19 protein-coding genes are annotated in these 25,888 nt (G+C 63.5%); 14 read left to right on the top strand and 5 right to left on the bottom strand.

Going from position 1 to position 25,888, the window contains the following annotated elements:
* Nucleotides 1–9 precede the first annotated feature (9 nt).
* Both BUC08_RS05820 and BUC08_RS05815 read right to left on the bottom strand, forming a co-directional pair.
* Nucleotides 10–2,109 (bottom strand): FAD-dependent oxidoreductase, encoded by a 2,100-nt coding sequence (locus BUC08_RS05820; RefSeq protein WP_037924779.1) that lies wholly within the window; start codon nt 2,107–2,109, stop codon nt 10–12.
* Between the two features lie 185 nt (nt 2,110–2,294).
* Nucleotides 2,295–2,786: a class I SAM-dependent methyltransferase gene (locus BUC08_RS05815; protein WP_037924778.1), complete on the bottom strand. Its 492-nt coding sequence runs from the start codon at nt 2,784–2,786 to the stop codon at nt 2,295–2,297.
* A 164-nt stretch (nt 2,787–2,950) separates the two neighbouring features.
* On the opposite strand from BUC08_RS05815, the gene BUC08_RS05810 reads away from it, so the two are divergent.
* From BUC08_RS05810 to BUC08_RS05795, 4 genes are read left to right on the top strand one after another with little or no spacing between them, the layout of a single operon-like run.
* Nucleotides 2,951–4,720: an ABC transporter ATP-binding protein gene (locus tag BUC08_RS05810; protein WP_037924776.1), complete on the top strand. Its 1,770-nt coding sequence runs from the start codon at nt 2,951–2,953 to the stop codon at nt 4,718–4,720.
* A complete protein-coding gene (locus BUC08_RS05805) occupies nt 4,713–6,647 on the top strand; it encodes an ABC transporter substrate-binding protein (RefSeq protein ID WP_174861719.1) in 1,935 nt (644 codons plus the stop codon). Before BUC08_RS05810 ends, BUC08_RS05805 begins: the two co-directional genes overlap by 8 nt.
* A complete protein-coding gene (locus tag BUC08_RS05800; protein WP_037924774.1) occupies nt 6,644–7,672 on the top strand; it encodes an ABC transporter permease in 1,029 nt (342 codons plus the stop codon). Before BUC08_RS05805 ends, BUC08_RS05800 begins: the two co-directional genes overlap by 4 nt.
* Entirely contained in the window at nt 7,669–8,823 is a 1,155-nt protein-coding gene (locus BUC08_RS05795) for an ABC transporter permease (RefSeq protein WP_037924771.1), read from the top strand. The genes BUC08_RS05800 and BUC08_RS05795 overlap by 4 nt, the downstream gene beginning before the upstream one ends.
* 6 nt (nt 8,824–8,829) lie before the next feature.
* On the opposite strand, the gene BUC08_RS05790 is transcribed toward BUC08_RS05795, so the two are convergent.
* The 3 genes from BUC08_RS05790 to BUC08_RS05780 all read right to left on the bottom strand — a co-directional run bounded on the left by BUC08_RS05790 (nt 8,830) and on the right by BUC08_RS05780 (nt 15,833).
* Complete coding sequence (locus BUC08_RS05790) at nt 8,830–11,070, bottom strand: DEAD/DEAH box helicase (RefSeq protein WP_037924769.1); 2,241 nt, start codon at nt 11,068–11,070, stop codon at nt 8,830–8,832.
* Between the two features lie 67 nt (nt 11,071–11,137).
* Entirely contained in the window at nt 11,138–13,453 is a 2,316-nt protein-coding gene (locus BUC08_RS05785) for a DUF998 domain-containing protein (protein WP_143186685.1), read from the bottom strand.
* Nucleotides 13,443–15,833, bottom strand: a complete 2,391-nt coding sequence (locus BUC08_RS05780; RefSeq protein ID WP_037924764.1) for a mechanosensitive ion channel family protein — start codon at nt 15,831–15,833, stop codon at nt 13,443–13,445. The genes BUC08_RS05785 and BUC08_RS05780 overlap by 11 nt, the downstream gene beginning before the upstream one ends.
* 168 nt (nt 15,834–16,001) lie before the next feature.
* Between BUC08_RS05780 and BUC08_RS05775 the strand changes: the two genes are divergently transcribed.
* The 10 genes from BUC08_RS05775 (at nt 16,002) to BUC08_RS05730 (ending at nt 25,793) form a co-directional block, all read left to right on the top strand.
* A complete protein-coding gene (locus tag BUC08_RS05775) occupies nt 16,002–17,297 on the top strand; it encodes a nucleotide sugar dehydrogenase (protein ID WP_037924761.1) in 1,296 nt (431 codons plus the stop codon).
* A 26-nt stretch (nt 17,298–17,323) separates the two neighbouring features.
* On the top strand, nt 17,324–18,556 hold the full coding sequence (locus tag BUC08_RS05770) for a glycosyltransferase family protein (protein WP_037925569.1): 1,233 nt from the start codon (nt 17,324–17,326) through the stop codon (nt 18,554–18,556).
* A complete protein-coding gene (locus BUC08_RS05765; RefSeq protein ID WP_037924759.1) occupies nt 18,553–19,797 on the top strand; it encodes a glycosyltransferase family 4 protein in 1,245 nt (414 codons plus the stop codon). The genes BUC08_RS05770 and BUC08_RS05765 overlap by 4 nt, the downstream gene beginning before the upstream one ends.
* Nucleotides 19,794–20,858: a glycosyltransferase family 4 protein gene (locus BUC08_RS05760; protein ID WP_234973744.1), complete on the top strand. Its 1,065-nt coding sequence runs from the start codon at nt 19,794–19,796 to the stop codon at nt 20,856–20,858. Before BUC08_RS05765 ends, BUC08_RS05760 begins: the two co-directional genes overlap by 4 nt.
* Nucleotides 20,855–21,436 (top strand): histidine phosphatase family protein, encoded by a 582-nt coding sequence (locus BUC08_RS05755; RefSeq protein ID WP_037924756.1) that lies wholly within the window; start codon nt 20,855–20,857, stop codon nt 21,434–21,436. Before BUC08_RS05760 ends, BUC08_RS05755 begins: the two co-directional genes overlap by 4 nt.
* Complete coding sequence (locus BUC08_RS05750) at nt 21,433–22,566, top strand: glycosyltransferase family protein (RefSeq protein WP_037924754.1); 1,134 nt, start codon at nt 21,433–21,435, stop codon at nt 22,564–22,566. Before BUC08_RS05755 ends, BUC08_RS05750 begins: the two co-directional genes overlap by 4 nt.
* On the top strand, nt 22,556–23,281 hold the full coding sequence (locus BUC08_RS05745) for a polysaccharide deacetylase family protein (protein WP_037924753.1): 726 nt from the start codon (nt 22,556–22,558) through the stop codon (nt 23,279–23,281). The genes BUC08_RS05750 and BUC08_RS05745 overlap by 11 nt, the downstream gene beginning before the upstream one ends.
* A 60-nt stretch (nt 23,282–23,341) precedes the next feature.
* Nucleotides 23,342–23,896: a PA14 domain-containing protein gene (locus BUC08_RS05740; protein WP_318173661.1), complete on the top strand. Its 555-nt coding sequence runs from the start codon at nt 23,342–23,344 to the stop codon at nt 23,894–23,896.
* Nucleotides 23,897–24,087: 191 nt separating this feature from the next.
* Nucleotides 24,088–24,438, top strand: a complete 351-nt coding sequence (locus tag BUC08_RS05735; RefSeq protein ID WP_037924750.1) for a hypothetical protein — start codon at nt 24,088–24,090, stop codon at nt 24,436–24,438.
* 413 nt (nt 24,439–24,851) lie between these two features.
* A complete protein-coding gene (locus BUC08_RS05730) occupies nt 24,852–25,793 on the top strand; it encodes a hypothetical protein (RefSeq protein ID WP_143186684.1) in 942 nt (313 codons plus the stop codon).
* Nucleotides 25,794–25,888: the final 95 nt, after the last annotated feature.

The raw sequence follows: 25,888 nt of genomic DNA, 5'->3' as shown, positions 1-25,888 counted from the left end.
TTCTCGGGATCAGGCCGCAGCGGCCTTGTTGAGGTCGTCGAATGTCTTGCCTTCAGCCACAAGCTGTTCCAGCAGCGGCGCGATTTGCCAGAAGTACGGGTCTTCTTTCTGGTATTCCTTCATGTCGGCCAGCAGTTCGGGCAGACCCACGATGTCGGCCCATTTCAGCGGACCGCCGCGATAGCGCGGGAAGCCGTAGCCAAAGAGCAGCGTCATATCCACGTCCAGCGGACGGCGGGCGATGCCCTCGCCCACGACTTTGGCCGCTTCGTTGACCATCGCGGCCATGTAACGGCGCACGATCTCTTCCGAGGTGAAATCACGCGGGGTGATCCCCTGTTTGGCGCGTTCTTCTTCGATCAACGGCATCACGTCCGGGTTCGGCACGCGTGCCTTGGCGCCGGCGGAATAGTCGTAATAGCCCTTGCCGGTCTTCTGGCCAAAGTGGCCGTCTTCGCACAGCTTGTCGGCATAGGAACTGTCGCGCGCGCGCGGGTCGATGCCCTCGGCGCGTTTGCGTTTGCGCACGGCCCAACCGATGTCCAGACCGGCAAGGTCGGCCACGGCAAAGGGGCCCATGGCGAAACCGAAATCTTCCAGCGCCTTGTCGATCTCGTAAGGCGACGCGCCGTCCAGGATCATGTGGTCGGCGGCGGTGCGATAGGTCGACAGGATGCGGTTGCCGATGAACCCGTCACACACACCTGCGCGCACGCTGATCTTGCCCATGCGCTTGCCCAGCTCGAAGCCGGTGGCCACCACGTCGGGCGCGGTCTTGTCGGCCACAACGATCTCCAGCAGCTTCATCACGTGGGCAGGCGAGAAGAAGTGCAGCCCGATCACGTCCTCGGGACGCTTGGTGCAGGCGGCAATTTCGTTCACGTCCAGATAGGAGGTGTTCGACGCAAGGATTGCACCGGGTTTGCAAACGCGGTCCAGCTCGGTAAAGACTTTTTTCTTCACCGCCATTTCCTCGAACACCGCCTCAATCACCAGATCGACATCGGACAGCGCGTCATAGTTGGTCACGACCGTCAGGATGCTGGTCAGGATCGCGTCGTGTTTGTCCTGGCTGATCTTGCCCCGCTTCAAGGCACCACTCAGGTTGCCCGCGATGCGCTTGTGTGCGGCTTCGCCGGCTTCCGGCGTCATTTCCAGCAAAGTCACCTGAAAGCCCGACAGCAGGGCCGACGTGGCAATGCCCGCCCCCATGGTGCCGCCACCGATCACACCGATGTGCTGCAGCGCGCGGGGCTCGACGCCTTTCAGCTCGGGCAGGTTGCCCACGGCACGTTCGCTGAAGAACGCGTGGATCATGCCCTGGCGCTGGTCCGTGGCCATCAGGTCCATGAAGATCTTGCGCTCGGCGGCCAGACCTTCGGCAAAGGGTTTCTCGACACCCGCCTGCACGGCACGCACGCACCATGCGGGGGAAATCTGGCCACGGCCACGGGCCAGAATGGCCTCGAACGCGCCATCCCAGTCGATCGCGGCGGGTGTTTCCATCTCGGACACGGGACGCCGCGGGGCGCCGACATCCAGCAGCGACTGTGTATAGTCGATGCCGTTTTGTTTGGGGTCGCCGTCGCGGACCTCGTCGATCAGGCCCAGTTTGGCGGCCTCATCAGCCTTGACCTGACGGCCTGTGGTCATCACGTCCAATGCCGCCTCGACGCCGGTCAGGCGGGGCATACGCTGGGTGCCGCCGGCACCGGGGATCAGGCCAAGGTGCACTTCGGGCAGACCGACACGGGCGGATGGCACCGCGATGCGGTAATGACAGCCCAATGCAACCTCAAGCCCGCCACCAAGGCTGACGCCATGCATCGACGCGACCACCAGCAAGGGCGACGCCTCGATGCGGTTGATCAAGACGGGCAGGTGCGGTTCCATCGGCGGCTTGCCAAACTCGGTGATATCCGCGCCTGCGAAAAACGCGCGCCCTTCGCCGACGATCAGGACAGCCTTGACGCCATCATCGGCCTCGGCGCGGTCCATACCGTCCCACAGGCCCTGGCGTACGGCCTGGCTCAGTGCGTTGACAGGTGGGTTCTGTACCGTCAGCACGGCGATGTCACCATGACGGGAATATGCAATCTTGTCGCTCATGACTGGGCTCTCCTCCGGTTCGGCTGTCTTGCGTGCAGGCGCACAGTTTCGAGATGCGAAACTGCATTCCGCGCCAGCGCGGCCAGATAGCCACAAGGGACAAAGGCCCGCAAGAAGAACATAGGCGCTGCAACAAAAGCCGCCACGTCACAAATGGACATCAGCGCAGGACAGCAGGAATGTGCCTAGCCCGGCGCGCGGTAGATAAAGCAGCGCCCCGGCACCGCGTGTTCAGGCAGGGGCAGTTCTTCGAATCCCTCGAAATACATCCTGTCACTGGACACCATGACACCGCCCGGCGCCAGCAGCGGCTGAACATAGGGCGAGATGTTGCGCGCAAAGGTGTCATTCTTGGCCCGGTCATGGCCGCCCAGATCGGCATGCACCAGCGCCGCCACAGGCCCGAAACGGTCCAGCGCCTGCGGCAGGGTTTCGAACACGTCCCCCAGGATCAGCATGTCGTCGGGCGGCGTGCTGTCCGGATGTGACGCAACCGCGCGTTCAAAGACGTAGATATCGCGCGGGTCCAGCACCTTGCGCATGTGATGGTAGGTGCGGCCATTGCCCAGACCAAGCTCGAACGCGGGGCCGTTCATATCGGCCACCAAAGCGGCAGCATGTTCCAGACAGGCGCGCTGCGACACCATCCGATCGATAAACAAATCCAGTCGGCTCATGCAGAAGGCTTTCTTATCAGAGCAATTCTCTCCTACATGGGGCACAAAGCCATCAATGTGTAGGGTAAGTGGCACACAAACGCGCCATCACTGGACCTATTGGGCGGAATCGGGTTTCACTGGTTCAAACACTGCGCCGCAAACGACGCGCAACAGGGGAAAAGATGACACCACTTCTTGATGTGGCAGACCTAAGCATCGGGTTCGGCACGGCGCCGCCCGTGGTGCAGGGCGTCAGCTTTTCCGTGATGCCTGGTGAAACGCTGGCGCTGGTGGGTGAAAGCGGGTCGGGCAAGACGCTGACCTGCCGGTCGGTGTTGCGCATCCTTCCCGGGTCCGCGCAGCTGCGGTCGGGCAGCATCCGCTTTGGCCGCGCCGGCGCGGTTCAGGACCTGCTGACCCTGCCCGCCCGCCAGATGCGCGACATTCGCGGCAACCAGATCTCGATGATCTTCCAGGAACCGATGCGATCCCTGTCGCCGCTGCACAGGATCGGCAATCAGGTCTCTGAAGTGCTGAAACTGCACCGCTCGAAAACCGGGGCCAATCCGCGCAAGCAGGTGCTGGAAACCTTTGAACAGGTCGGTTTTACCGATCCCGCACGCGTCTGGCGCGCCTATCCGTTCGAGCTGTCGGGGGGCATGCGCCAGCGGGCGATGATCGCCATGGCGATGGTGGCGCGCCCCGATCTGCTGATCGCGGACGAACCGACCACCGCGCTGGACGTGACCACACAGGCACAGGTGCTGGGGCTGATCAAACAATTGCAGCGCGACACAGGCATGGCGGTGATCCTTGTGACCCATGATCTGGGCGTGGTCGCCAACATGGCCGAAAAGGTCGTGGTGATGAACAAGGGCAAGGTGATGGAAAGCGGCCCCGCCGCGGCCGTGCTGGGCGCACCGCAACACGGCTATACGCAAAAGCTGTTCGCCGCAGCCCCGATGATCCCCCAGGTCGCAGCGCCCTCCGATCCGGTTGTCTACAATGACCTGATCCTGGACATGCAGCACGTCAGCAAAACCTATCAGGTGCGCGCAGGCGGCTGGAAGGCTCCGATCCGCGTGCGCGCCTGTATCGACGTGAACCTGTCCCTGCCCCGTGGCCGCACATTGGCCGTGGTGGGCGAAAGCGGCTCGGGCAAGACGACATGTGCGCGTATTGCATTGGGCGCAGAAGCGCCCGATGCCGGCAGCCGTGTGCTGTTTCGCGCCAAAGGGGCAGAGGATGCGTTGCCGGTGCACGCCATGGACCGCGCCCAACGCACCTGTTTCCAGCGTGCGGCGCAGATGGTGTTCCAGGACCCCTATTCCTCCCTGTCCCCCCGTATGCGCATCCAGGAGGCGCTGACCGAGCCGATGGAGATCCACGGTCTTGGCACCCGCGCCGACCGCCGCGACAAAGCCGCCGAAATGCTGCGCTGGGTCGGTCTGTCGCCCGACATGCTGGGCCGCTTTCCGCACGCCTTTTCCGGCGGCCAGCGCCAGCGCCTGTCGATCGCGCGCGCCCTGACGCTGGACCCGCAGCTGCTGGTCTGTGACGAGCCGACCTCGGCGCTGGACGTCAGCGTGCAGGAACAGATCCTGACGCTGCTGGAGGACATTCAGGAACGCATGGGGCTGAGCTATCTGTTCATCAGCCACGACCTGGCCGTGGTGTCGCGCATCGCCGATGAAGTCGCGGTGATGCGCCAGGGCGTGATCGTCGAGCAAGCGCCGCCCGACACGTTGTTCTACAGCCCGCAGCACCCCTATACCAAGGCGCTGATCGCGGCCCAGCCCGAACCGGACCTGTCGCGTCCGATCGATCTGGCGCTGGTCGCCAAGGGGGCCGGTTCGCCCGCGTCCTGGCCCGAGATGTTCCGGTTTGAGGGCACAACCGCCCCCGCGCTGGTCGAAGTGAACCCGGGCCACCAGGTGCGCTGCCATGTTTAGGCACCTGCGCCCCCTGCTGCTGGCCGCTGCCGTGGCGCTGGCCGCCCCGCTGGCGGCGCAAACGCTGCCCGTTCAGGAAAGCAGCTTTTGGGCCGACCAGGTGGCGCGCGGCGTGATGCCCCCTGCCGCCCAGCGCATTCCGCAGGAACCGCTGGTCGTCGATCTCGAAGCCAAAGGCCGCAGTTTCGGCAAACAGGGCGGCACCCTGCGCACCATGATTTCACGGTCCAAGGACGTCCGCCAAATGGTCGTCTATGGCTATGCCCGGCTGGTTGGCTATGACCAGAATTACAACCTGAAACCCGACATCCTGCGCGATGTGACCGTCGAGGACGACCGCCGCTTTACGTTGCATCTGCGCAAGGGGCACAAATGGTCGGACGGGTCGGATTTCACCTCGGCGGATTTTGCCTATTGGTGGAACGATGTCGCCAACAATCCCGAACTGACCCCCAACGGCCCCCCCGACGTCATGCGGGTGCGCGGGCAACTGGCCACGATGACCTTTCCCGACCCCTGGACGGTGGTGGTGGAATGGCCTGTCGCCAACCCCGAGTTCCTGCAGGAACTCGCCGCCGCGCGGCCGCCATTCATTTACCGGCCTTCGACCTATCTGAAAAACTTCCACGCAAACTACGCCGACCCCGACCTGCTGGAAAAAGAGATCGACCGGCAGCGGGTGCGTGGCTGGGCCGCCCTGCACAACCGCATCGACAATATGTACAAGTTCGACAACCCCGACCTGCCGACCTTGCAACCGTGGATGAACGCCACCCCCAACCGCTCCTCGCGCCAGCTTTACGTGCGCAATCCCTATTTTCACCGTGTCGACGCACGCGGCGTGCAATTGCCCTATATCGACGTGGTGGAAATGACCGTGGTGGGGGCGGGGCTGGTCGCCGCGAAATCCAACGCGGGCGAGGTGGACCTGCAGGCGCGGGGCCTGGATTTCAATGACGTGTCGGTGCTGAAAAAGGGCGAAAGCGACGGCGCGGATTATCACACGCTGCTGTGGGGCAACGGGGCCGCCAGCCAGATCGCCATCTATCCCAACCTGAACTTTGCCGATCCCGTCTGGCGCGAGGTCATGCGCGACGTGCGCTTTCGCCGCGCGCTGTCGATGGGCATCGACCGGCACATGATCAACCGTGCACTGTATTTCGGACTGGGGATGGAAGGCGGCATGACCGCCTTGCCCGAAAGCGCCTTTTTCTCAGAGGCGAACCTGCACGCATGGGCCAGCTACGACCCCGATGCCGCAAACGCGCTTCTGGATGACATGGGCCTGACCGAACGTACGCCCGCCGGTTTGCGCAAGCTGCCGGACGGCCGGCCCATGGAATTCGTGATCGAAACCGCCGGCGAACGGCAAGAGGTTGAAAACGCGCTGGCCATCATCACCGACACATGGCGCGAGCTTGGGATCAAGCTGGTGATGCGCCCGCTGGACCGCGACATCCTGCGCAACCGTCTGTACGCCGGTGTCAGCATGGCAGGTGTCTGGTACGGCTGGGACAACGGGCTGCCACAGCCCTACACACCACCCGGTTATCTGGCCCCGACCGAACAGGACTTTATGGCCTGGCCCATGTGGGGCCAGTATTATCAAACCCGCGGCGCGGCAGGCGAACCGGTGGACATGCCACAGGCCAAACGGCTGCTGGTGCTCTCCGAGGAATGGAGCGCCGCGACCGACACGGAAACCCGCAGCGCCATCTGGCGCGAAATGCTGGAGATCCACGCCAGCGAACAATATGGCATAGGCATCCTGTCCGAAGCACCACAGCCCATCGTGGTGAACAACGCCCTGCGCAACGTGCCCGAAGTGGCCACATGGGCGTGGGAGCCGGGGGCGCATTTCGGCGTGCACCGGATTGATGAATTCTGGTTCGATCTGCCTGCGCAGACAGCACGGGTGAGCGAATGATGTTTCTCAAATACGCGGCTTATCGTCTGGTGACGATGCTGCTGACGCTGGGCGTGGTGTCGATCCTGATCTTTGCCATCATCAACCTGCCACCGGGTGATTACCTGTCCAACCAGATCGCGGAACTGCGCGCCACCGGACAGGCCGAAGGCGTCGCCAAGGCCGAGTTCCTGCGCACCGAATACGCGCTGGATCGGCCGCTGTGGATGCAATACCTGATCTGGGTCGGTGCCGCCCCCGGTCCGCAAGGGTTCAGCGGGCTGATACAGGGCGATTTCGGCTGGTCGTTCGAGTTCGATCAGCCCGTGGCCGAGATTGTGGGCGATGCGCTGTGGCTGACCGTGCTGGTGAACCTGGCCGCCGTGATCTTTGTCTATGTGGTGGCGCTGCCGCTGGGGGTGCTGGCGGCGGCGAAATCCGAAACATGGGTGGACTATTCGGCGGCCTTTGTCGGTTACCTGGGGCTGGCCACGCCGAACTTTTTGCTGGCCCTGATCCTGTTCTACTACGGGCACAAATACCTCGGCCTGCCCATCGGCGGGCTGATGGCCCCCGAATTCGAAGGCGAGCCGATGAGCCCGGCCAAAGTGCAGTCGATCCTTGTGCACCTGATCGTCCCCACATTCGTCATCGGCACATCCGGTGCCGCAGCGATGATGCAGCGGCTGCGGGCGAACATGCTGGACGAACTGAGCAAACCCTACGTCGAGACCGCCCGGGCCAAGGGCATGTCCCCCACCCGCCTGCTGGCCAAATACCCGCTGCGCATGGCGTTCAACCCGTTTGTCGCCGACATCGGCAACCTGCTGCCCGCGATGGTGTCGGGGTCGGTTCTGGTGTCGGTGGTGCTGGGACTGCAAACCATTGGCCCCGCCCTGCTGACGGCGCTGAAATCGCAGGACCAGTTCCTGGCCGGTTTCGTGCTGATGTTCGTGGCGCTGCTGACATTGATCGGGACGATGATTTCCGACCTGCTTCTGGTGCTGCTTGACCCGCGCATCCGTTACGGAGCACGCGAGGGATGAGCACTTTGCCCGACGGCCACTATATCGACGACGCGCCCTACGATCCTGATGAGAACCTCAGCGCATTGGACCGCAAGGACATGGACGCGCCCGCCTGGCAGCTGGTCTGGCGGCGGTTCCGGCGGCACAGGCTGGGGCTGATCGCGGGGCTGTTTCTGCTGGTCAGCTACCTGCTGCTGCCCGTCGCGGGTTTTATCGCGCCCTACACGGCGAATGAACGCAGCGCCGAATACCTTTATCATCCACCGCAGGCGATACACCTGTTCCACGAGGGTACGTTGATCGGACCCTTTGTCTATCCGACAACGGGTCAGGCGGACCTGGTCAATTTCCGTTGGCAATATGAAACCGACACCGCCCGGCCCATGCGATTGCAGATGTTCTGCGAGGGTGGCGCATACAAGCTGTTGGGATTCATCCCGTCAGATACGCACCTGTTCTGCGCCCCCGAAGGGGCGACGGTGTTCCTGTGGGGGTCCGACCGGCTGGGCCGCGACGTGTTCAGCCGTATCCTCTATGGCGCGCAGCTGTCGCTGACCGTGGGCCTGATCGGGATCACGGTTTCCTTTGTGCTGGGCATCTTCTTCGGCTCGATCGCGGGCTATTTCGGCGGCAAGACCGACTGGATCATCAACCGCGCCATCGAAATCCTGCGCAGCCTGCCCGAACTGCCCCTGTGGCTGGCGCTGTCGGCGGCGGTGCCGTCGAACTGGGGGCCGGTGGCGGTGTTCTTCATCATCTCGATCATCCTCGGCATCCTCGACTGGCCGGGGCTGGCGCGGGCGGTGCGGTCCAAGTTCCTGAGCCTGCGCGAGGAAGAATACGTGCGTGCCGCTGAAATGATGGGGGCCAAGCCGGGGCGCGTGATCCGCAGGCACCTGTTGCCCAACTTCATGTCGCACCTGATCGCCAGTGCCACGCTGTCGATCCCTGCGATGATATTGGGCGAAACCGCCCTGTCGTTTCTGGGGCTGGGCCTGCGTGCGCCTGCTGTCAGTTGGGGTGTTATGCTGAACGATGCGCAGAACCTGGCCAGCATCGAGATCTATCCGTGGACGGCGATCCCGATGCTGCCGATCATTATCGTGGTTCTGGCGTTCAACTTTCTGGGCGACGGGCTGCGGGACAGCCTGGACCCTTACAAGTCGTAAGTGCCCTTAGCCGCGCGGTTTGCGCGGCGGCTGGCTGCCGCCCGGTCCGGCAAAGCCGCGTTTGCCTGCGGGTTTCCCGGCGGGTTTGCCCGCTGGTTTGCCTTTGAAGCCACCCGCTGGTGCGCCTTTGCCCTTGGGTTTGCCACCGGCCCCCGCACCACGCGGTGTGGTCACGGCGCCATCAGCGCGGGCGTTATCCATGGTCGAGCGCGGCTTTTTCTTGTGCGCGCTGTGCGGGGTCGCGGGTTTGCCGCCCTTCGGCTTCTTGCGGCGCGGGGTCGACGTGTCGTTCCAGTCGATCGGGCCTGCGGATTTGGGCGGGCCTTTGCGCGCGGGCTTGTCGTCGGGGTTATAGTCCGATTTGGGTTTGTAATCCGACTTGGCCTTGCAGTCGGGTTTTGCCTTCTGGTCCGGCTTGGGCGCGGTCTTGTACGCAGGCTTGTCCGATTTCGGCGCGGCATGTGTTTCCGGTGCGCGGCTTAGGGCCGGTTCGGCGCGGGGCTTGTCGTCCCACTGTTTCTTGGGCTTATCATCCCACTGCTTTTTCGGCTTGTCGTCGCGGGGCGGACGCGGTGCGCGTTCGCCGCCTTCGCGGGCCTTGTAGGGTGGCTTGCCACCCTTGGCCGGACCACGGTCGTCGCGCGGCTTATACGCGGGTTTGGGACGGTTGGCCTCGGCGGGTGGTGTCGCCAGACGCTCCAGCTTCAGCCCGCCCTCGACGGTCATGTCATTGCCCAGCGCGGCCGCAAAACTGTCGGCGCTGGATTGCAGGATTTCCACATAGGAGGCATCGTCCGAAATGCGGATCGCGCCCAGATCATCCTTGGTCACGTCGCCGGCCTTGCACAGGATCGGCAGCAGGCGGCGCACTTCGACGCCCTGATTGCGGCCACCCGAGACCGAGAACCACACGCTGGGGCCAAAGGCCTGGCGCGGTTTGGGTGCTTCGTTGGAGGCAGCCGACAGGTCTTCGGGCGCGGTATAGCGTTGCGCCAGCACGCGCACGGTGGCGGCGGCCAGTTGTTCGGGCGTGTACATCTCGGCCAGCTTGGCGACCAGACCGGCTTCGCTTTCCTCGATGGGTTCGTACCACATCGGATCGGCCAGCAGGCGGGCCTCGTCCTGGGCGCGCACAGCGTCGGCACTGGGCGCTTCGCCCCATGTCGCCTCAAGCTGGGCCATCTTCAGGATGCGTGTCGCTTTCGACCGCACCTTGGCGGTGACGATCAGCGCGCTGACGCCCTTGCGCCCTGCCCGACCCGTCCGGCCTGAGCGGTGCAACAGCGTTTCGTGGTTCGACGGCAGTTCGGCGTGCACCACCAGATCAAGGTTGGGCAGGTCGATGCCGCGCGCGGCCACATCGGTCGCCACGCAGACACGGGCGCGCCCGTCGCGCATCGCTTGCAGCGCGTGCGAGCGTTCGGCCTGTGTCAGCTCGCCCGACAGCGCCACGACCGAGAAACCCCGGTTCGACAGGCGCGTGGTGATCCGGTTAACCATCGCACGGGTGTTGCAGAACACGATGGCATTTGGTGCCTCGAAGAACCGCAGGGTGTTGATGATGGCGCTTTCGCCGTCGTGGTTGGCCACGGACATGGCGCGGTATTCGATATCGGCATGCTGCGACGTGCCCGACAGGGTCGTGACCCGCTGCGCGTTGCGCTGGTATTTCTGCGCCAGTCCGGCGATGGACTTCGGCACCGTGGCCGAGAACATCAGCGTGCGGCGGTCTTCGGGGCATTCGCCCAGAATGTACTCAAGGTCGTCGCGGAACCCCAGATCCAGCATTTCGTCGGCTTCGTCCAGAACCACGCCACGAATGGAGTCAAGGTTGATCGACCCGCGCATGATGTGGTCGCGCAGACGCCCCGGCGTGGCCACAACGATATGCGCCCCGCGGTCCAGCGCGCGACGTTCGTCGCGCATGTCCATGCCGCCCACACAGGACGCCATCACGACGCCCGCCTTTTCATAGAGCCAAGCCAGTTCGCGCTTTACCTGCATCGCCAGCTCGCGGGTCGGTGCGATCACCAACGCCAGCGGCGCGTTTGCGGGGTCAAAGCTTTCGCCGTCGCCCAGCAGGGTCGAGCCCAGCGCCAGGCCAAAGCCCACGGTCTTGCCCGATCCGGTCTGGGCGGACACCAGCAAATCCTGCCCTTCAAGGGCCGGGTCGGTCACAGCCTCCTGTACGGGCGTGAGGGTTTCATATCCGCGCTGGGTCAGCGCATCGGCAAGGCTCTGTTTCAAAGGTTTTGGCTTTCGTTTGCGTAAGGCACGCGACCTATGCCTTTTGACAGCTCTTGTATAGCCCCTTTCAGGGCCGCCATTCCAGTGCCTTGGCCATCTGCGTTGCGTCAAAGAACTTGGCCATCTGGCGCAGATGACTGCAGTTGCGTTTCACCAGCAAATCCAAAGCCTTGGGATGCAGCGCGTTTTCGCTATACGGGGTTTCGAAATCTGTCGCCCCTTCGAACCCCTCGAATTGCGCGCAAACTTCGGCACGCGGCACCACCCAATCGCCGATGGCGGCGACCTTGGGGTGTGGCATGTTCCACCCCAATGGCAGCTCTTGCGCGGCGCTGTCCACCAGCGACTGGAACATGCCCGCGTAGATCTGCGGGTTCGGATCGCCGCTGCCGACGGTGTCCAGCGTCAGCGCACAGCTTTCCCCGAAACCACAGCGGCGTTCCTCAAGCGTGGCAATGGCCAGTTCGCCGCGTGCGCTGCGTGCCTGCAACAGCGTTGTCACCGGATCGCGCAGGAACGACTGCGGTGCACCGCTTTGCGGGCGTTGCGGGGTGTTGCGGATCAGGACCGTGACCACGAAAAACGGCATCTCGCATGGCCCCCATTCGACACCGTCCTGCATAAAGGGCACCGCCCGCGCCTCCAGGCTGTCGCAGCCGTCCACCGAGGCAAAGGCGCGGTGGGCGTAATCGTCATTGGCCCCGTACCAATGCAGGCCCACGCCCTGATTGATGCGGTCGCGCTGAAGATAGGTGCCCGTCTCGTGGCTGATCGACGCCATGATCTCAGAGAGGGTTTCAGCGCCCGAATTCTCGAAATATCCGCCATCGACCAGGTTGACGGCATGTTCCACCGCCGCCCCCGTCAGGTCGGTCCCGTCCACGGGCAGATCATCGGGGTCCGCGTCGAAAAACTGGTTGAACCCCCGCCGCATGGTGAACCGCAGCGACGGCGTCACCCAGGGAAAACTGGCCGAGGCCAGCGTGACACTGCCAAGGTCCGGCTCGACCAGCGTGTGCGTGCCGGTCTGCATGTCCCCCGAACCCTGAAAGAACTCCCAGCTGGTCTCGGCAAGGGTCTCGAACGCGAAGGGCGAAAAGACAAAGCGATTGCCCGTCTGCACATTCGCCGTGACCGAGACCAGCGCGGGCTTGCCGTTCAACTGATAGGCAAAGGCCCCGCCTTCGGGGCTGCGTTCCCAGAAATGGTCGGAATAGGCCACATCCGGCACCCCCGCATAGTCGGCCGTGGTCCTGTTCAGGCTCTCCAACAGGGCACGCGTCCGCCCCTTGGCGGCGGCCCCCAGGAACAGCAGCTTGCGCGGGATTTCCACGAACATCAGATGCCCCAGCAGCGGTGACAGGTGGTCGGTTGCCAGATATTCGGCATGATCCGACACCGCATCGTCCCCGCATTGCGACACCTGCGCAGGGTTGGTGGGTGCAAGGTTGGCCTGATACAGCGTGTTGCCGACCTGTCCCCCCGACACCCCCACCAGCGCGAACAGGTGTTGCGCAAAGTTCGGGCAGCGCTCCGTCATCTTGGACAGAAAGGCATAGGAATGCGCCATCGCATAGCCGCCGCCGCCTTCGGACGCGGCCAGGATCACAGGATAGGGCATTCTGTTGCGCCGATAGTAGTCCGCATCGGCACGATCAAACAGCCACAGCGCAAAGGGATCAGCCGATGCATAGTTGTCCGCGTTGACCGGCACGCGGTTGCGGTAAACCGCCTCGTGCTGGAATTCAAAAAACACCATGCTGACAACCACCGCCGCAGCCACAACCCAGGCCGTCCGCCGCCAGCGCCGCAGGATCGACAGGGCCACCATGAGCAGACCGAGGAAGACAGCGAACAGCGACAGCGACCCCATGAAACGGGCAAAGCCGACGCCGTCCCAGGACAGCAGGACATAGAGCACGATGAACACGCCGATGGTCATGCCAAACAGCCGCTGCATGGCGTATTCGTTGTCCCAATCCCGGCGCGGCAGCAGCAGGAACATCGCGAACAGCTGCACCGCCCAGATCAACGCGACGCCCCAGACCGGCCCCACCGCGTCGGACCATGGCGGGCGCAGGGCCATGATGGCCACGGGCAGCGCGAACAGCACCACGTCTGCGGCCAGGCTGGCGCGATTGTCCGTACCCGAGCGGATGGCAAACAGGCAAACCGCCGCCACCGCCAACAGCACCGTCGGCCCATAGAGCGCAAGCGGGCCGGTTGCGTCGGTGAACAGGGCCACCACCTGCAAATTGGCACTGCCCGCAACCAGCCAGACAATCAGCGCCATCAGAACCGGAATCACCCGGTTGGGCAGGTAATCCAGCACCTGCCCCAGACGATGCCTTGCACCCCGTGGTGATGTCGGCCTAGCGGTCATCCCCCGTCTCCTGCTGCGCCGCGTCGTGCATGTCCTCGTCGATCGCGGCCTGTGCGGCGGCGGTGACCGCCTCGCGCTGTTCCTCGTTCAGGTCCGACACCTTGCCATCGGCCAGCCGCACGGTCACCTCGCGGTGGGCAAAGCGGATGCCCTCGCGTTCGAACAGCGCGCGGATTTCCTCGTAAACCTTCTTGCGCACCAGCCATTGGTCGCCGGGTTTGGTCATGAACTTGACCCGGATGATCATGGCGCTGTCTTCCATCTGGATCACGCCCTGTGACTTCAGCGGCTGGATAAAGTTTTCGCCGATGACCGGATCGTCCAACAGCTCGACGCCCAGCTTCTTGATCAGCTTGCGCACCTTTTCCACGTCGGTGTCATAGGTCACGCGCAGGGGCAGCTTCATGATCACCCAGTCGCGCGAATAGTTGGTCATCACCTGTATCTCGCCAAAGGGCATGGTGTGCAGCGCACCCAGGTGATGGCGCAGCTGGAACGACCGCACGCTGATCTTCTCGACCGTGCCCTTGACGCCGCCCACGTCGATATATTCGCCCTTGCGAAAGGCATCGTCGAACAGAAAGAACGCGCCCGAAAACACGTCGCGCACCAGCGATTGGCTGCCAAAGCCGATGGCGACGCCGACGAAACCCGCACCGGCAAACAGCGGCCCGACATTCACGCCGACCTCAAGCAGCACGATCAGGATGATCGTGACCACCACCACGATCAGCATCACGTTGCGAAACAGCGGCAACAAGGTGGCCAGACGGCTGGCACTGCTGGCGCCGCCGCCCTCGTCGCCCAGTTCGGCCTCGACCATGTCCCCCTGTTCATCGGCGATCTTGCGGTCGATCCAGATGCGAAAGGCGTGGTAGACGATATAGCCGATAAAGATGATCACCATGATGTCCAGCAGCGACTGGCCAAAGATGTTGCCCTCGACCATGTCCGTGGCACTGCCCCAGATCAGCAACAGCGCATAGCTGCCCGCGACAAAGGCCAGAATACCCGCCACCCGCCGGGCAAGCTGCTCATAGGTGTACATGATGTGGCGCGGCGCAAAGGCCGGGGCGGGTTCGTCTGCCTCGGGGGTGCCGTCCGGTTCGGACACTGCCACGCCCGCTTCGGGGGCGGCTTCGGCCTGGGCGTTCATCAGCTCGATCTGGCGGGCCCGTTCGAAATAGCTTTCGATCAGGTAATTGATGACACCGTAAACCACCAGGATGGTCAGCAGCACGCCATACGCCCCCGCGATCAGCGGGATCGAGGTGGGCATCTCCAGCACCAGGTCAAAGGCCAGTTCGAACCAGCCAAAGATGACATAGACGACCGCCACCGGCAGCCACCACACCGACACCGCGCGCAAGATCCATGCGACGTCCAGCTTGCTGCGCCCGTTGCGGATGGCGTTCGAGATGGCGTGGCGGTTCACCACCAGCACCAGGATGTTGATCAGCGCCATCGTCAGGCTGAGCAGGCCAAAGACGATGGCATAGACGTTGTAGTTCAGTCCGAAATCTTCCAGCCATGTGGCAAAGGTCACCACGCAGATGTCCAGCGACCCCACGTAGAACGCCCAGCGGTACAGCCGTTTGGCGTCACGGTCGGAAAAACGCGGGATGCGGTATTGCGTCAGGAACGGTGACAGCACCATGCGCCACACATCGCCCACCGTCCGGCACGCCAGAAAGGCGGCGTTGATCGCCAGAATTGTGACTTGCAGCGATGTATCCGTCACAGGCTCAAAGAACAAAATGCCCAGAAGGTAGGCAATGGACATCGCAATCAACGAACTGCCAACACCAACGAAAAACCGGAAGACCAGAAAGGGCATCTTTTCGCGGTAGCCCTGCGGGTTCTCCTTGATCCGTCCGGTGACGTAGCCCTTGAAAACATAAGGCCCAATCAAACGCCGCATGGTCTGGCTGCCGATGAACAGCAACAGCGCGCTGATCAACAGGGTCTCGACATAGGTCATGATGCGCCCGTCGGGGCTGGTGGCGCGCAGGATAAAGCGGACTTCGTTCAGCGAATCCGGCAACGCGTCCAGCCGCTCGCCAAGGGTTTCGCGAAACTTGGCGCCCCGCTTTTGCGCCTGCATCAGCGCCGACCCTTCGGGGCTGAGCGGCGGCGTTTCAGCCGACGACGCATCCGTCTGGCTCTGGGGCTGGGTGATCAGGTTGCCCTGGGCGTCGACGACGATCACGCTCAGTCCGGCTTCGCGGGCCTTGCGCAGGGTTTCGGCCAGCGCATCTTCCTGTTCCTGCGGTTCGGCCTCGGAGGGGGCCGGGGAAAACAGGCTTTGGGCAACGGCAGGCGCTGGCGCGGCTCCGACGATCATCAGAACGCACAGCCAAACGCAGAAAACAAACCGCATCACGTCGCCTTTTCTTCATTATGTTAACGATCACGCTAGCCGAGACGGCATTTTATTGCAATTCGCGCGGACAGGCCCCAATTGTGGTCCTTGGCGATATTTACGCCACAAACATTCAAGGCGGCCGAACCTCAGGGACAGACCGCATCCAAGACCGAAGGACCCGCCATGACAGACGCCCCCCAATCCGGCCCCGCACAGACGGGGCCTATCGCCATTCTCGGGCTTGGCTATGTCGGACTGCCACTGGCGCTGGCGCTGGCGCGCGCAGGGTTTGACGTGCTGGGGCTGGACACCGACCCCAACATGGTCGCCGCCCTCAGCGCGGGCCACGATCCCAACGGCGAGGTCGCCGATGCGTCGCTGGCGCACACCACCGCACGGTTCAGCGCCGACGCCGCCGACCTGAAAGGCGCGCGCAACTTCATCATCGCGGTGCCGACACCGATCACCGATGCGAAAACCCCCGACCTTGGCCCCGTTCTGGGCGCGTGTGCCACCATCGCGCCGCACCTGACCGATGGCGCGCTGGTGGTGCTGGAAAGCACCGTCTACCCCGGCGTCACCGAAGAGGTCTGTGGCCCTGCACTGGCGGCGGGCAGTGGGCTGGAGGTCGGCACGCAGATCAAGCTGGGTTATTCCCCCGAGCGGGTGAACCCCGGCGATGCGGAACATTCCATGGAAAACGTGGTCAAGATCATCGCCGCCCAGGACGCCGAAACGCTGGACCGCCTGGACGCGATCTATGGCCCCGTGGTCAAGGCCGGGCTGCACCGCGCGTCCTCCATCGCCACCGCCGAGGCCGCCAAGGTGATCGAGAACACCCAGCGCGACCTGAACATCGCGCTGGTCAACGAATTCGCGCTGATCTTCAACCGGCTGGGGCTGGACACGCTGGAAGTGCTGGAAGCGGCCGGCACCAAGTGGAATTTCCTGCCCTTCCGCCCCGGACTGGTGGGCGGGCACTGTATCGGGGTCGATCCCTATTACCTGACCTACAAGGCGCAGCAGGTCGGCTATCACCCCGAGGTGATCCTGGCCGGCCGGCGTATCAACGACCACATGGGCGCGCATGTGGCCCAGTCACTGATCAAGACGATGCTGGGCCGTGGCCACCGCGTTCAGGGCGCGCGGGTTCTGATCATGGGCTATACGTTCAAGGAAAACTGCGCCGACACCCGCAACACCCGCGTGGCCGACATCGTGGCCGAGTTGCAGGACTACTCGGTGCAAGTGGACGTGCACGAGCCCTGGGTGGAGGCCGAGGTGATGCGCGCCCGCCACGGGATCGAAACCGTCGCCTCCCCCGGAAAAGGTGCCTATGATGCGGTCATTGTGGCCGTCGGACACCGCGAGTTTGTCGAATTGGGTGCAGATGGCATCCGCGCCTTTGGCAAAGCGGGCGCATTGGTCTATGACATAAAAGGGGTGTTTGGCCGGACCGGAAGCGACTTGCGCCTGTAGCAACAAAAGATCAAAGGTGTCTCATGATGGCGCACGACACGACACTGGCTCCGGCAAGAAACAGATCGCCCGACCGCCCGCGGCGTATCGTTCTGTACAGCCACGACACATTCGGGCTGGGGCACCTGCGCCGCTCGCGCGCGCTGGCCGCGGCCCTGACGCAGGCCAATCCCGATGCCTCTGCGATCATCCTGACCGGGTCGCCGGTTGCAGGGCGGTTCACCTTTCCCGAACGGGTCGACCACATCCGCCTGCCCGGTGTGACCAAGCTGGCCGATGGCTCCTATGTCAGCCAGACGCTGGGGCTGGACATCGACGAGACGACAAACCTGCGCGCCGCGCTGATCCGGTCGGCCATCGAACAATATGACCCCGACCTGCTGATCGTTGACAAGGAACCCACCGGCTTTCGCGGCGAGCTGCTGCCGACGCTGGAGCTGATCCGTGAAACCGGCCACACCCGCACTGTTCTGGGCCTGCGCGATGTGCTGGACGAACCCGAGGTTCTGGCCGCCGAATGGGACCGCAAGGGCGCGCTGGACGCGGCCGAGCGGTTCTATGACGAGGTGTGGGTCTATGGCGTCAAATCCGTCTATGACCCGACCGAGGGGCTGGCCCTTTCCGACGACCTGCGGTCACGGATGTACTGGACCGGCTATCTGCGCCGCGAAGGGGTCGAGTCGGACGAGGTGCCCGAAGACCCTTATGTGCTGATCACCCCCGGCGGCGGTGGCGACGGGGCCGCGATGGTCAACCTTGTGCTGGCCGCCTATGAGCAGGACCCCACGCTGGAACCCCGCGCGATGCTGGTTTATGGCCCGTTCCTGTCGGGCGAAGTGCGCGAGGATTTCGAGGCGCGGGTGGACAAGCTGGACGGGCGCGTCACCGCCCTTGGCTTTGACAGCCGGATCGAGGCGCTGTTTGCCAAGGCCGAGGGCGTGGTCTGCATGGGCGGCTACAACACGTTTTGCGAAGTGCTGTCCTTTGACAAACGCGCGGTGATCGTGCCGCGCACGGTGCCGCGACTGGAACAATGGATACGCGCCAGCCGCGCCGAGGAGCTGGGCCTGGTCCGTATGCTGGACGAGAACCGCGACGGCATGACCACGCAAGCGATGATCGACGCCATCCGCGCGCTGCCGACCCAAGGCAAACCGTCGGATGCGGGGGCCGACGGGCTGCTGGACGGGCTGGACTGTGTCAACGCACGCGCCCACATCCTGATGTCGCGTGCCTACAACCGGACCGCCGCCGAATGACCCAGACGCCTGCCCGCCTCGCGGTGGTGGTCAAAGGCTGGCCGCGCCTGTCCGAGACGTTCATCGCGCAGGAGCTGGTGGCGCTTGAGGCCGCTGGCCTGCGCCTTGATATCTGGTCGCTGCGCCATCCCACCGATGCCAAGACCCACCCCCTGCACGACCGTTTCAGCGGGCCGGTGCGCTATCTGCCGGAATACCTGCGCGATGAACCCGCCCGCGTGGCGCGCGCCGTCCTGCACGCCCGCCGCCTGCCGGGATGGGGTGCCGCATGGGCTGCCTTCCGCGCCGATTACAAACGCGACCGCACGCGCAACCGCATCCGCCGCTTTGGTCAGGCCTGTGTCATGGCGCACGAACTGCCCCGCGACACCGGGGCGCTGTATGCGCATTTCCTGCACACACCTGCATCCGTCACGCGCTATGCCGCCATCCTGCGCGGCCTGCCGTGGAGCTTTTCCGCCCATGCCAAGGACATCTGGACCTCGCCCGAGTGGGACCTGCGGGACAAGCTGTCGCCCGCCACCCATGGCGCGGCCTTCGGTGCGACCTGCACCGCCTTTGGCGCGGACCATCTGAACAGCCTGTCGGCGGGGACGCCTGTCGATCTGGTCTATCACGGGCTGGATCTGAACCGCTTCCCCCCTGCCCCCGACCGCCCCCCGCGCGCGCCGGATGCGCCGCTGCGGATGATGAGCGTCGGGCGGCTGGTCGAAAAGAAGGGCTTTGACCGGCTGATCGCGGCGCTGGCCCTGCTGCCGGACGGGATGCAATGGCACTGGACGCACATCGGCGGCGGTGACCTGAAGGACGTGATGCGCGCACAGGCCGAGGCCGCAGGCGTGGCCGACCGGATCACATGGCGCGGGGCCTGCGACCAGCCCGAGGTGATCGCCGCCATGCGCGAGGCCGACCTGTTCGTGCTGCCCAGCCGGGTGGCCGAAGACGGCGACCGCGACGGGCTGCCCAACGTGCTGATGGAGGCCGCCAGTCAAAAGCTGCCGATCCTGTCCACGCCGGTGTCGGCCATCCCCGAGTTTATCACCGACGGCACCCACGGCATCCTGAGCGATGACGCCCCGCAGGCGCTGACCGATGCGATGCAACGCGTGGCAAACGATCCCGCGCTGGGGCCGCAAATGGCCGAGGCAGCGCACGCGCGTCTGCACGCCGAATTCACCATGCAACCCGGCATCGACCACCTGGCCCGCCGCCTGACCGCACTGTTGTCGGGGGACGCGTGACCGTCGCCGTCTATGCCCCGCTCAAGGCACCCGACCATCCGGTGCCCTCGGGCGATCGCGCCATGGCACGTGCGCTGATCGCGGCGCTGCAACTGGCCGGATATGACACGCAAGTGACCTCGGGCCTGCGCATCTATGACGGGCGCGGCAATGCCGGATTGCAGGCCGACCTGGCGGCCAAGGCGCAGATGGAAGTGGACCGATTGCTGGCCTCGGAGGACGCCGCAAGCTGGACCCACTGGCTGACCTATCACAACTATTACAAGGCCCCCGATCTGATCGGCCCTGCGGTCTGCCGCGCGCTTGGTATCCCTTACCTGCAAGTGGAATCGACGCGTGCCAGCAAGCGGCTGGAGGGGCCATGGGCCGGCTTTGCCGCCGCCGCCGAAGCCGCCGCAGATGCCGCCGACGCGGTGCTGTACCTGACCGAACGCGACAGTCAGGCCCTGCGCCGCGATGCCCCCGCAGGCCAGCGGTTGATCCACCTGCACCCGTTTCTGGCGCGCGCCGATCTGCCCGCGCCGTCGGACCAAACCGGCCCGATGCTGTCGGTCGCCATGATGCGCCACGGCGACAAGCTGGCCAGTTACCGGTTGATCGCCGAGACGCTGCAACAGGTCACGGCCGATTGGCAACTTGACATCGTCGGCGACGGCCCTGCGCGCGACGATGTGGCGGCGCTGATGGCCCCCTTTGGGAGCCGTGTGCAATTGCGCGGCATGCAGACCGGCGCCGCGCTGGACGCCTGTTACGCGCACGCGTCCCTGCTGCTGTGGCCCGGCGTGAACGAGGCCTTTGGCCTGACCTATCTGGAGGCGCAGGCCGCTGGCATCCCTGTCGTTGCGCAGGACCGTGATGGCGTGCGCGACGTGGTGGTGGGCCGGCATCCCACGCCCGAGGATGGCCCCACGGCACTGGCCCACGCCATCGACGCCCTGTTGGCCGACCCCGCTGCCCGCGCCGCCGCCGGGGCCACCGCGCGCACGCAGGTGGCCGCACAGCACCTGCTGCCCGCCGCCGCGCGCACCTTGGCACAGGCATTGCAGGACTGCGCCCGATGATCCGCCTTGCCCTTCTGCGCCATGGACACACCGCATGGAACCGCGCCCACCGCATTCAGGGGCGCACCGATATTCCGCTGGACGATCAGGCGGTTGCGGGCTTGCGCGCACTGCGCCTGCCGCCCCCGTGGGACAGGGCGCAACTGTGGTCCAGCCCGCTGCAACGGGCCGCCCAAACCGCCGAACTGGTTGCGGGACGGGTGCCAAGGACCGATCCGGCGCTGATGGAAATGGACTGGGGCGATTGGGAGGGACAGCACGGCACCGAATTGCGCGCCGATCCCGCCAGCGGGTTTCGCGACATCGAAGACTGGGGTTGGAACTATGCCCCGCCCGGCGGCGAAAGCCCCGCCCATCTGCGCGCGCGGCTGGTGCCGTGGGCCAATGCGCTGACCCGTGACAGCGTCGCGGTCTGCCATATCGGCGTGATGCGGGTGCTGCTGGCCCATGCCACGGGCTGGGATTTTGATGGTCCTGCACCCTTCGCGGTCAAGCGCAACCGGTTGTTTGTGATCAACATTTCCGAAAAGGGCTGGTCATTCGATGGCACGCCCGTGCGGATGGAGGCACGCCCATGAAAGTCATGATCGTCGTCACACATCTGCTGGGCACCGGCCACCTGACCCGTGCCCTGACGCTGGGCCGTGCCTTTGCCGCTGCGGGCGATCAGGTGGTGTTGGTCAGCGGTGGTGCGCCGGTGGGGTATCTGGACTTTGCAGGCGTGGAACTGGTGCAACTGCCGCCGCTGAAATCGGACGGCGTGGATTTCAGCCGCGTTCTGACGGCGGAGGGTGTTGTTGCGGATGCGGCCTATCTGGAGGCGCGGCAAGGGGCCTTGCTGGATGCCTTTGCCGATGCCCGCCCCGACCTGCTGATCACCGAGCTGTTCCCCTTTGGGCGTCGCATCCTGCGGGCCGAGTTCACTGCCCTTCTGCTGGCGGCCCAAACCGGTGATGTGCCGGTGCTGTCCTCGGTCCGGGACATCCTTGCCCCGCCATCGAAACCCGCCAAAGCGGCGATGGCCGAGGCCTTGATCACGACCTTTTACAGCGGGGTTCTGGTGCATTCGGTCGCAGAGATCGCCGCGTTGGAGCTGAGCTGGCCGGTCACGGATGCCATGCGCAAACGCCTGTTTTACACGGGTTTCGTCGCCCCGGCGGCACCAGAAGCCCACCCGGATGGCATCGGTGCGGGCGAAGTTCTGGTCAGCGCGGGCGGTGGCAGCGTGGGCGACCATTTGTTTGACGCGGCCCTGGGTGCGGCGGCACTGGACAAGGGGCGGCGCTGGCGGTTGCTGGTCGGTGGAAATGCGGCGCGGGTGGCGGATTTGCGCGCGCGCGCGCCCGCCAATTGCACTGTTGACGCGGCCCGCCCCGACTTTCGCCAGATGCTGCGCGGGGCGGCGGTTTCGGTGTCGATGTGCGGCTATAATACCGCGCTGGACGTGCTGCAAACCGGTGTGCGGGCGGTGTTCGTGCCATTTGACGCGGGCGACGAGGTCGAGCAGGGATTGCGGGCCGATGCGCTGGCGGAACAGGCCGGAATTCAGGTGCTGCGGGCCGGGGAATTGACGGCGCAGAGCCTGCTGGATGCAGTGCGCGGTGTCGCGGGCGCAAGCCCCCGTGCGCCGCTGGTTGATGGCTTGGACGGGGCGGCGGAGAGCGTGCGGATTGCGCACCGGATTGTGGAGGACCGCCATGCAGGTTGACTGGAGCCCATTGCGCGCGGCCTTGCGCGCGGCGGATCGGCCTGTGCGGTTCTGGTGGCGGGACGATGATGCCATTGCCCCGACGCTTGCGCTGGACCGGCTGGAGGGGCTGGCACGGGACGCGCAATTGCCGGTGCACATCGCCGTGATCCCCGCCCATGCGACGCCGGAACTGGCTGATATTTCAACGGCTTCCGAGTTTCTGATCCCTGTCGTCCACGGCTGGGCCCATGCCGACACATCGGCCCCGGAGGCCAAGAAATCCGAGTTTCAGCGGGACCGTCCGGAGGCCTTGGAAGAGACCGCGCAGGGGTTGGCGCGGATGCGGGCGTTGTTCGGGACGACGCTGGTGCCGATGTTCGTGCCGCCGTGGAACCGGATCAGTGACGCGCTGACGGCGCAACTGGCCGCGCAGGGGTATCGGGGGCTGTCGACCTTTGGCGCGCGGGACGCGGAAACCACCCATGGGTTGCGCGTGATCAACACCCATGTCGACCCGATTTTCTGGCGCGGAAACAGAAGCTTGGCGGATACGGAGTGGCTGATCGACACCGCCGTCGCGCATATCCGGTCGGGCACGTCGGAGCCGCTGGGGCTGTTGACCCACCACCTGGTGCATACGCCTGACGTCTGGGCATTTTCCGCGCGGTTCATTGCCGAGATGCAGGACGGCGGGGCGGTGCCCCATGACATTGGGGCAGCTTTGAAGAATTGATTTGCGTGTCTGCGCCAAGTGCTTAGTCTGGGACAAAATCCGCCTGAAAAGGAGCCCAGCTTGAAACTGATTATCCCAATGATTACAGCCGCTTGCCTGTCCGTTCCGGCATGGGCGGCGCCGCTGGAACTGACCCCTGCGGACCCGCAGCCGACGGGGTTGAGCGACGGGCTGGCGGTGCGCTATGCCTATCCGCCGGATGTGAAAACACTGGCGCAGGCGGAGAATTACCTGTCCGATGCCCAGCCGGGTGAGCCGTTGGAAGGGCTGGATTACCGCGACACGGCGGACGGGGATATGACCCTGACAGCCACCCGCGCGCATCACGTTGTGGCGGGGATTTCCGGCTTTGTCCGCTTTGACGAGGCCGGCACCTATGTCATTGATTTCCTGAGCAATGATGGGCTGAAAGCCAGCATCGGCGGGCAGGAAGTGGTGTTCTTTGACGGGCGCCATCCGTGCGAGGAATCCGAAGCAGTCGAGGTCAATGTGCCCACGCCCGGATGGTATGCGCTGGAGGCAGTGTATTTCCAGCGCACGGGGTCCGCGTGCCTGCATATGCGCGCCGGACAGGATGCGCCCGAGTGGATGGAAAACGGGGCCTTCGGGCACTGATCTAACAGGGCGCGCGGCGGGTTAACCGGACCTGCGGCGCGCTGCTGTAGGGTGGAATGCGTACATATTCCGCCCGTTTTCGTACAGGACAGACAGGGGCCAAAGCGGCGGTTTCGCCCCGGTTTGGCCGATGTCGTACATATTCGGGGCAGATGCGTACAAAACGCAACAGACCCGCGAGGTGCGACATTATGCTGCCGGCCATTCATGCAGTTTCTTTTTCAGATTTCCGTGCGAACAGCGGCCCGCTGCTGCGGTTCGTGACCCACGAGAACGGCAACCTGTGGCTGACACGGTATCGCCGACCGGTCTGTGCCGTGATCTCGATGCGCGACGCCCATGTGCTGGGATCGGTGCAGGGGCGGAACGTGAACGAGATCATCCACCAGTTGCAGGTCGAGGCCAATCGCCGGGTCGGGGCGGCCCGGTTGGACAAGACGTTCGACCGGATGGAATTGCGGCCCGAGGAGTGGACGATGCCGATCAGGGAGGAGGCATACGGGCGGCCGAACCGGTTTGACGAGAAGTGGCCGAAGGAGTGAGACCCGTCCTGGAAACTGTCCGGTGGACAGTTTCAGGGTCGAACGGGCGGAGCCCAGGGGGCGTGGGTTTAGGTGGTGCGTTATCAGGATGCCGCGCCCGGACCGAGGGGGTCGCCGCCGGTCCCCGCGCAGCGGGGCAATGGGTCCGGTGGATCAATTGAGGGGACGACGGGCGGAGCCCAGGGGGTGGGAGTTGGGGTGGTGACCTAAGTGATATGCCGCGCCCGGACCGAGGGGCTGGTGCGAAGCGCCCGCGTCACGCCGCAGGCGTGCTTTCAGCACGACGGGGGCGGTTCGGGCGCTGCCAAATCGAAGATTTGGCAAAGCTAGTAGCTTAAATACTAATTTTATTGCACATAAACCGACAGTGAAGTACCATTTTTAATAACTAATATATCTTACTGGAGATAAATTTGGAAAACGATACATCTGAAAAAAAGGGTTATTACTTTAACTTCTCAAAGCATCTAGAGGAAATGGGAATTTCCGATAACGAGATAATCAGAGATGCTCACATCACTCGAAGAGCACTAAACAACATTAGGCAGGGGAAAAGACCAGTACCCAAGGAAACACTAAGAAAAGTGTTCAATAAAATCCACAGAAAAACCCTTGACTTTGATCGCCTGTCCACCAATAATTTATTTTTCGAGGCGGAGTATACAGATGCAAATCAATTAAATCTGAACTTGAGTCATTCAATAAAGCATCCTGAAATCGAAGGTATAACTCCAGTTGAACTCGCCGTCTTGGCACTCACAAATCCAAAAGACTGGGCAAACTCAAGCGAAGAACAACCTTTCAGAATACTGACCTCTACTGAGGTATACTATTACATCCCAGTCATAATAGATATGCTAAACTACGACGGCGAAGAAGCTGACGAGGCTTTTGGAGACAACGTAGAGTATTTAACTTCGCAGTTAAGAGAGGCGTTTCTGGACTCTTTTTCTAATAAAACGCCGAGTCTCGAGACCAGCAACAATGCTTTCAACATAGATAGCAGAGTTTTTCACGCACTAAATCTAGCCGAGGGAGGCGAAGATCTTGCGCAAGTAAAACTGATCCTTAAATCTCTTTGTGATCGAGGGTTGATTGTAGATCCTCTGATCGAAACAGTTGGCGTTGTGGGCATTTCTGTACTCGGCCTCGTGCCTACATCATTCACAAAAAGAACAACTGAGGGAGACATAATCTACCGAAAGATTTCAGCAATGCTCTGGGAGTACGAGTATCTTAGTGAAGATCAAAAAATTGAAACGAAGCTACACTTTCGCGCGAAAGCTATTGTCGAAAATATCAAGAAGGTAATATACAGTATTAACGAGACCTTAAATGGAAATGAGAAAAATTAGTGTTTTTTCTATCATTAAAATGAACAATCCCCGCTAAAATAGCTAGACCCTTCTCTTTCAAGAAACACGCAATTGAGGAACGGAAACTTTAAAAT

The organism is Pseudosulfitobacter pseudonitzschiae (genome assembly GCF_900129395.1).
In the GTDB taxonomy this organism is placed as follows: Bacteria; Pseudomonadota; Alphaproteobacteria; order Rhodobacterales; family Rhodobacteraceae; genus Pseudosulfitobacter; species Pseudosulfitobacter pseudonitzschiae.
Note: the sequence above shows the minus strand (reverse complement) of the source record. Positions and strands in the feature narration are given on the sequence as shown.

Bases quoted from the DNA above. Each gene is read 5' to 3' on its own strand.
- BUC08_RS05805 (WP_174861719.1), top strand. From the start codon at position 4,713: ATGTTTAGGCACCTGCGCCCCCTGCTGCTGGCCGCTGCCGTGGCGCTG.
- BUC08_RS05810 (WP_037924776.1), top strand. From the start codon at position 2,951: ATGACACCACTTCTTGATGTGGCAGACCTAAGCATCGGGTTCGGCACG.
- BUC08_RS05770 (WP_037925569.1), top strand. From the start codon at position 17,324: ATGGCGCACGACACGACACTGGCTCCGGCAAGAAACAGATCGCCCGAC.
- BUC08_RS05745 (WP_037924753.1), top strand. From the start codon at position 22,556: ATGCAGGTTGACTGGAGCCCATTGCGCGCGGCCTTGCGCGCGGCGGAT.
- BUC08_RS05815 (WP_037924778.1), bottom strand. From the start codon at position 2,786: ATGAGCCGACTGGATTTGTTTATCGATCGGATGGTGTCGCAGCGCGCC.
- BUC08_RS05765 (WP_037924759.1), top strand. From the start codon at position 18,553: ATGACCCAGACGCCTGCCCGCCTCGCGGTGGTGGTCAAAGGCTGGCCG.
- BUC08_RS05795 (WP_037924771.1), top strand. From the start codon at position 7,669: ATGAGCACTTTGCCCGACGGCCACTATATCGACGACGCGCCCTACGAT.
- BUC08_RS05800 (WP_037924774.1), top strand. From the start codon at position 6,644: ATGATGTTTCTCAAATACGCGGCTTATCGTCTGGTGACGATGCTGCTG.
- BUC08_RS05735 (WP_037924750.1), top strand. From the start codon at position 24,088: ATGCTGCCGGCCATTCATGCAGTTTCTTTTTCAGATTTCCGTGCGAAC.
- BUC08_RS05750 (WP_037924754.1), top strand. From the start codon at position 21,433: ATGAAAGTCATGATCGTCGTCACACATCTGCTGGGCACCGGCCACCTG.
- BUC08_RS05785 (WP_143186685.1), bottom strand. From the start codon at position 13,453: ATGACCGCTAGGCCGACATCACCACGGGGTGCAAGGCATCGTCTGGGG.
- BUC08_RS05775 (WP_037924761.1), top strand. From the start codon at position 16,002: ATGACAGACGCCCCCCAATCCGGCCCCGCACAGACGGGGCCTATCGCC.
- BUC08_RS05820 (WP_037924779.1), bottom strand. From the start codon at position 2,109: ATGAGCGACAAGATTGCATATTCCCGTCATGGTGACATCGCCGTGCTG.
- BUC08_RS05755 (WP_037924756.1), top strand. From the start codon at position 20,855: ATGATCCGCCTTGCCCTTCTGCGCCATGGACACACCGCATGGAACCGC.
- BUC08_RS05780 (WP_037924764.1), bottom strand. From the start codon at position 15,833: ATGCGGTTTGTTTTCTGCGTTTGGCTGTGCGTTCTGATGATCGTCGGA.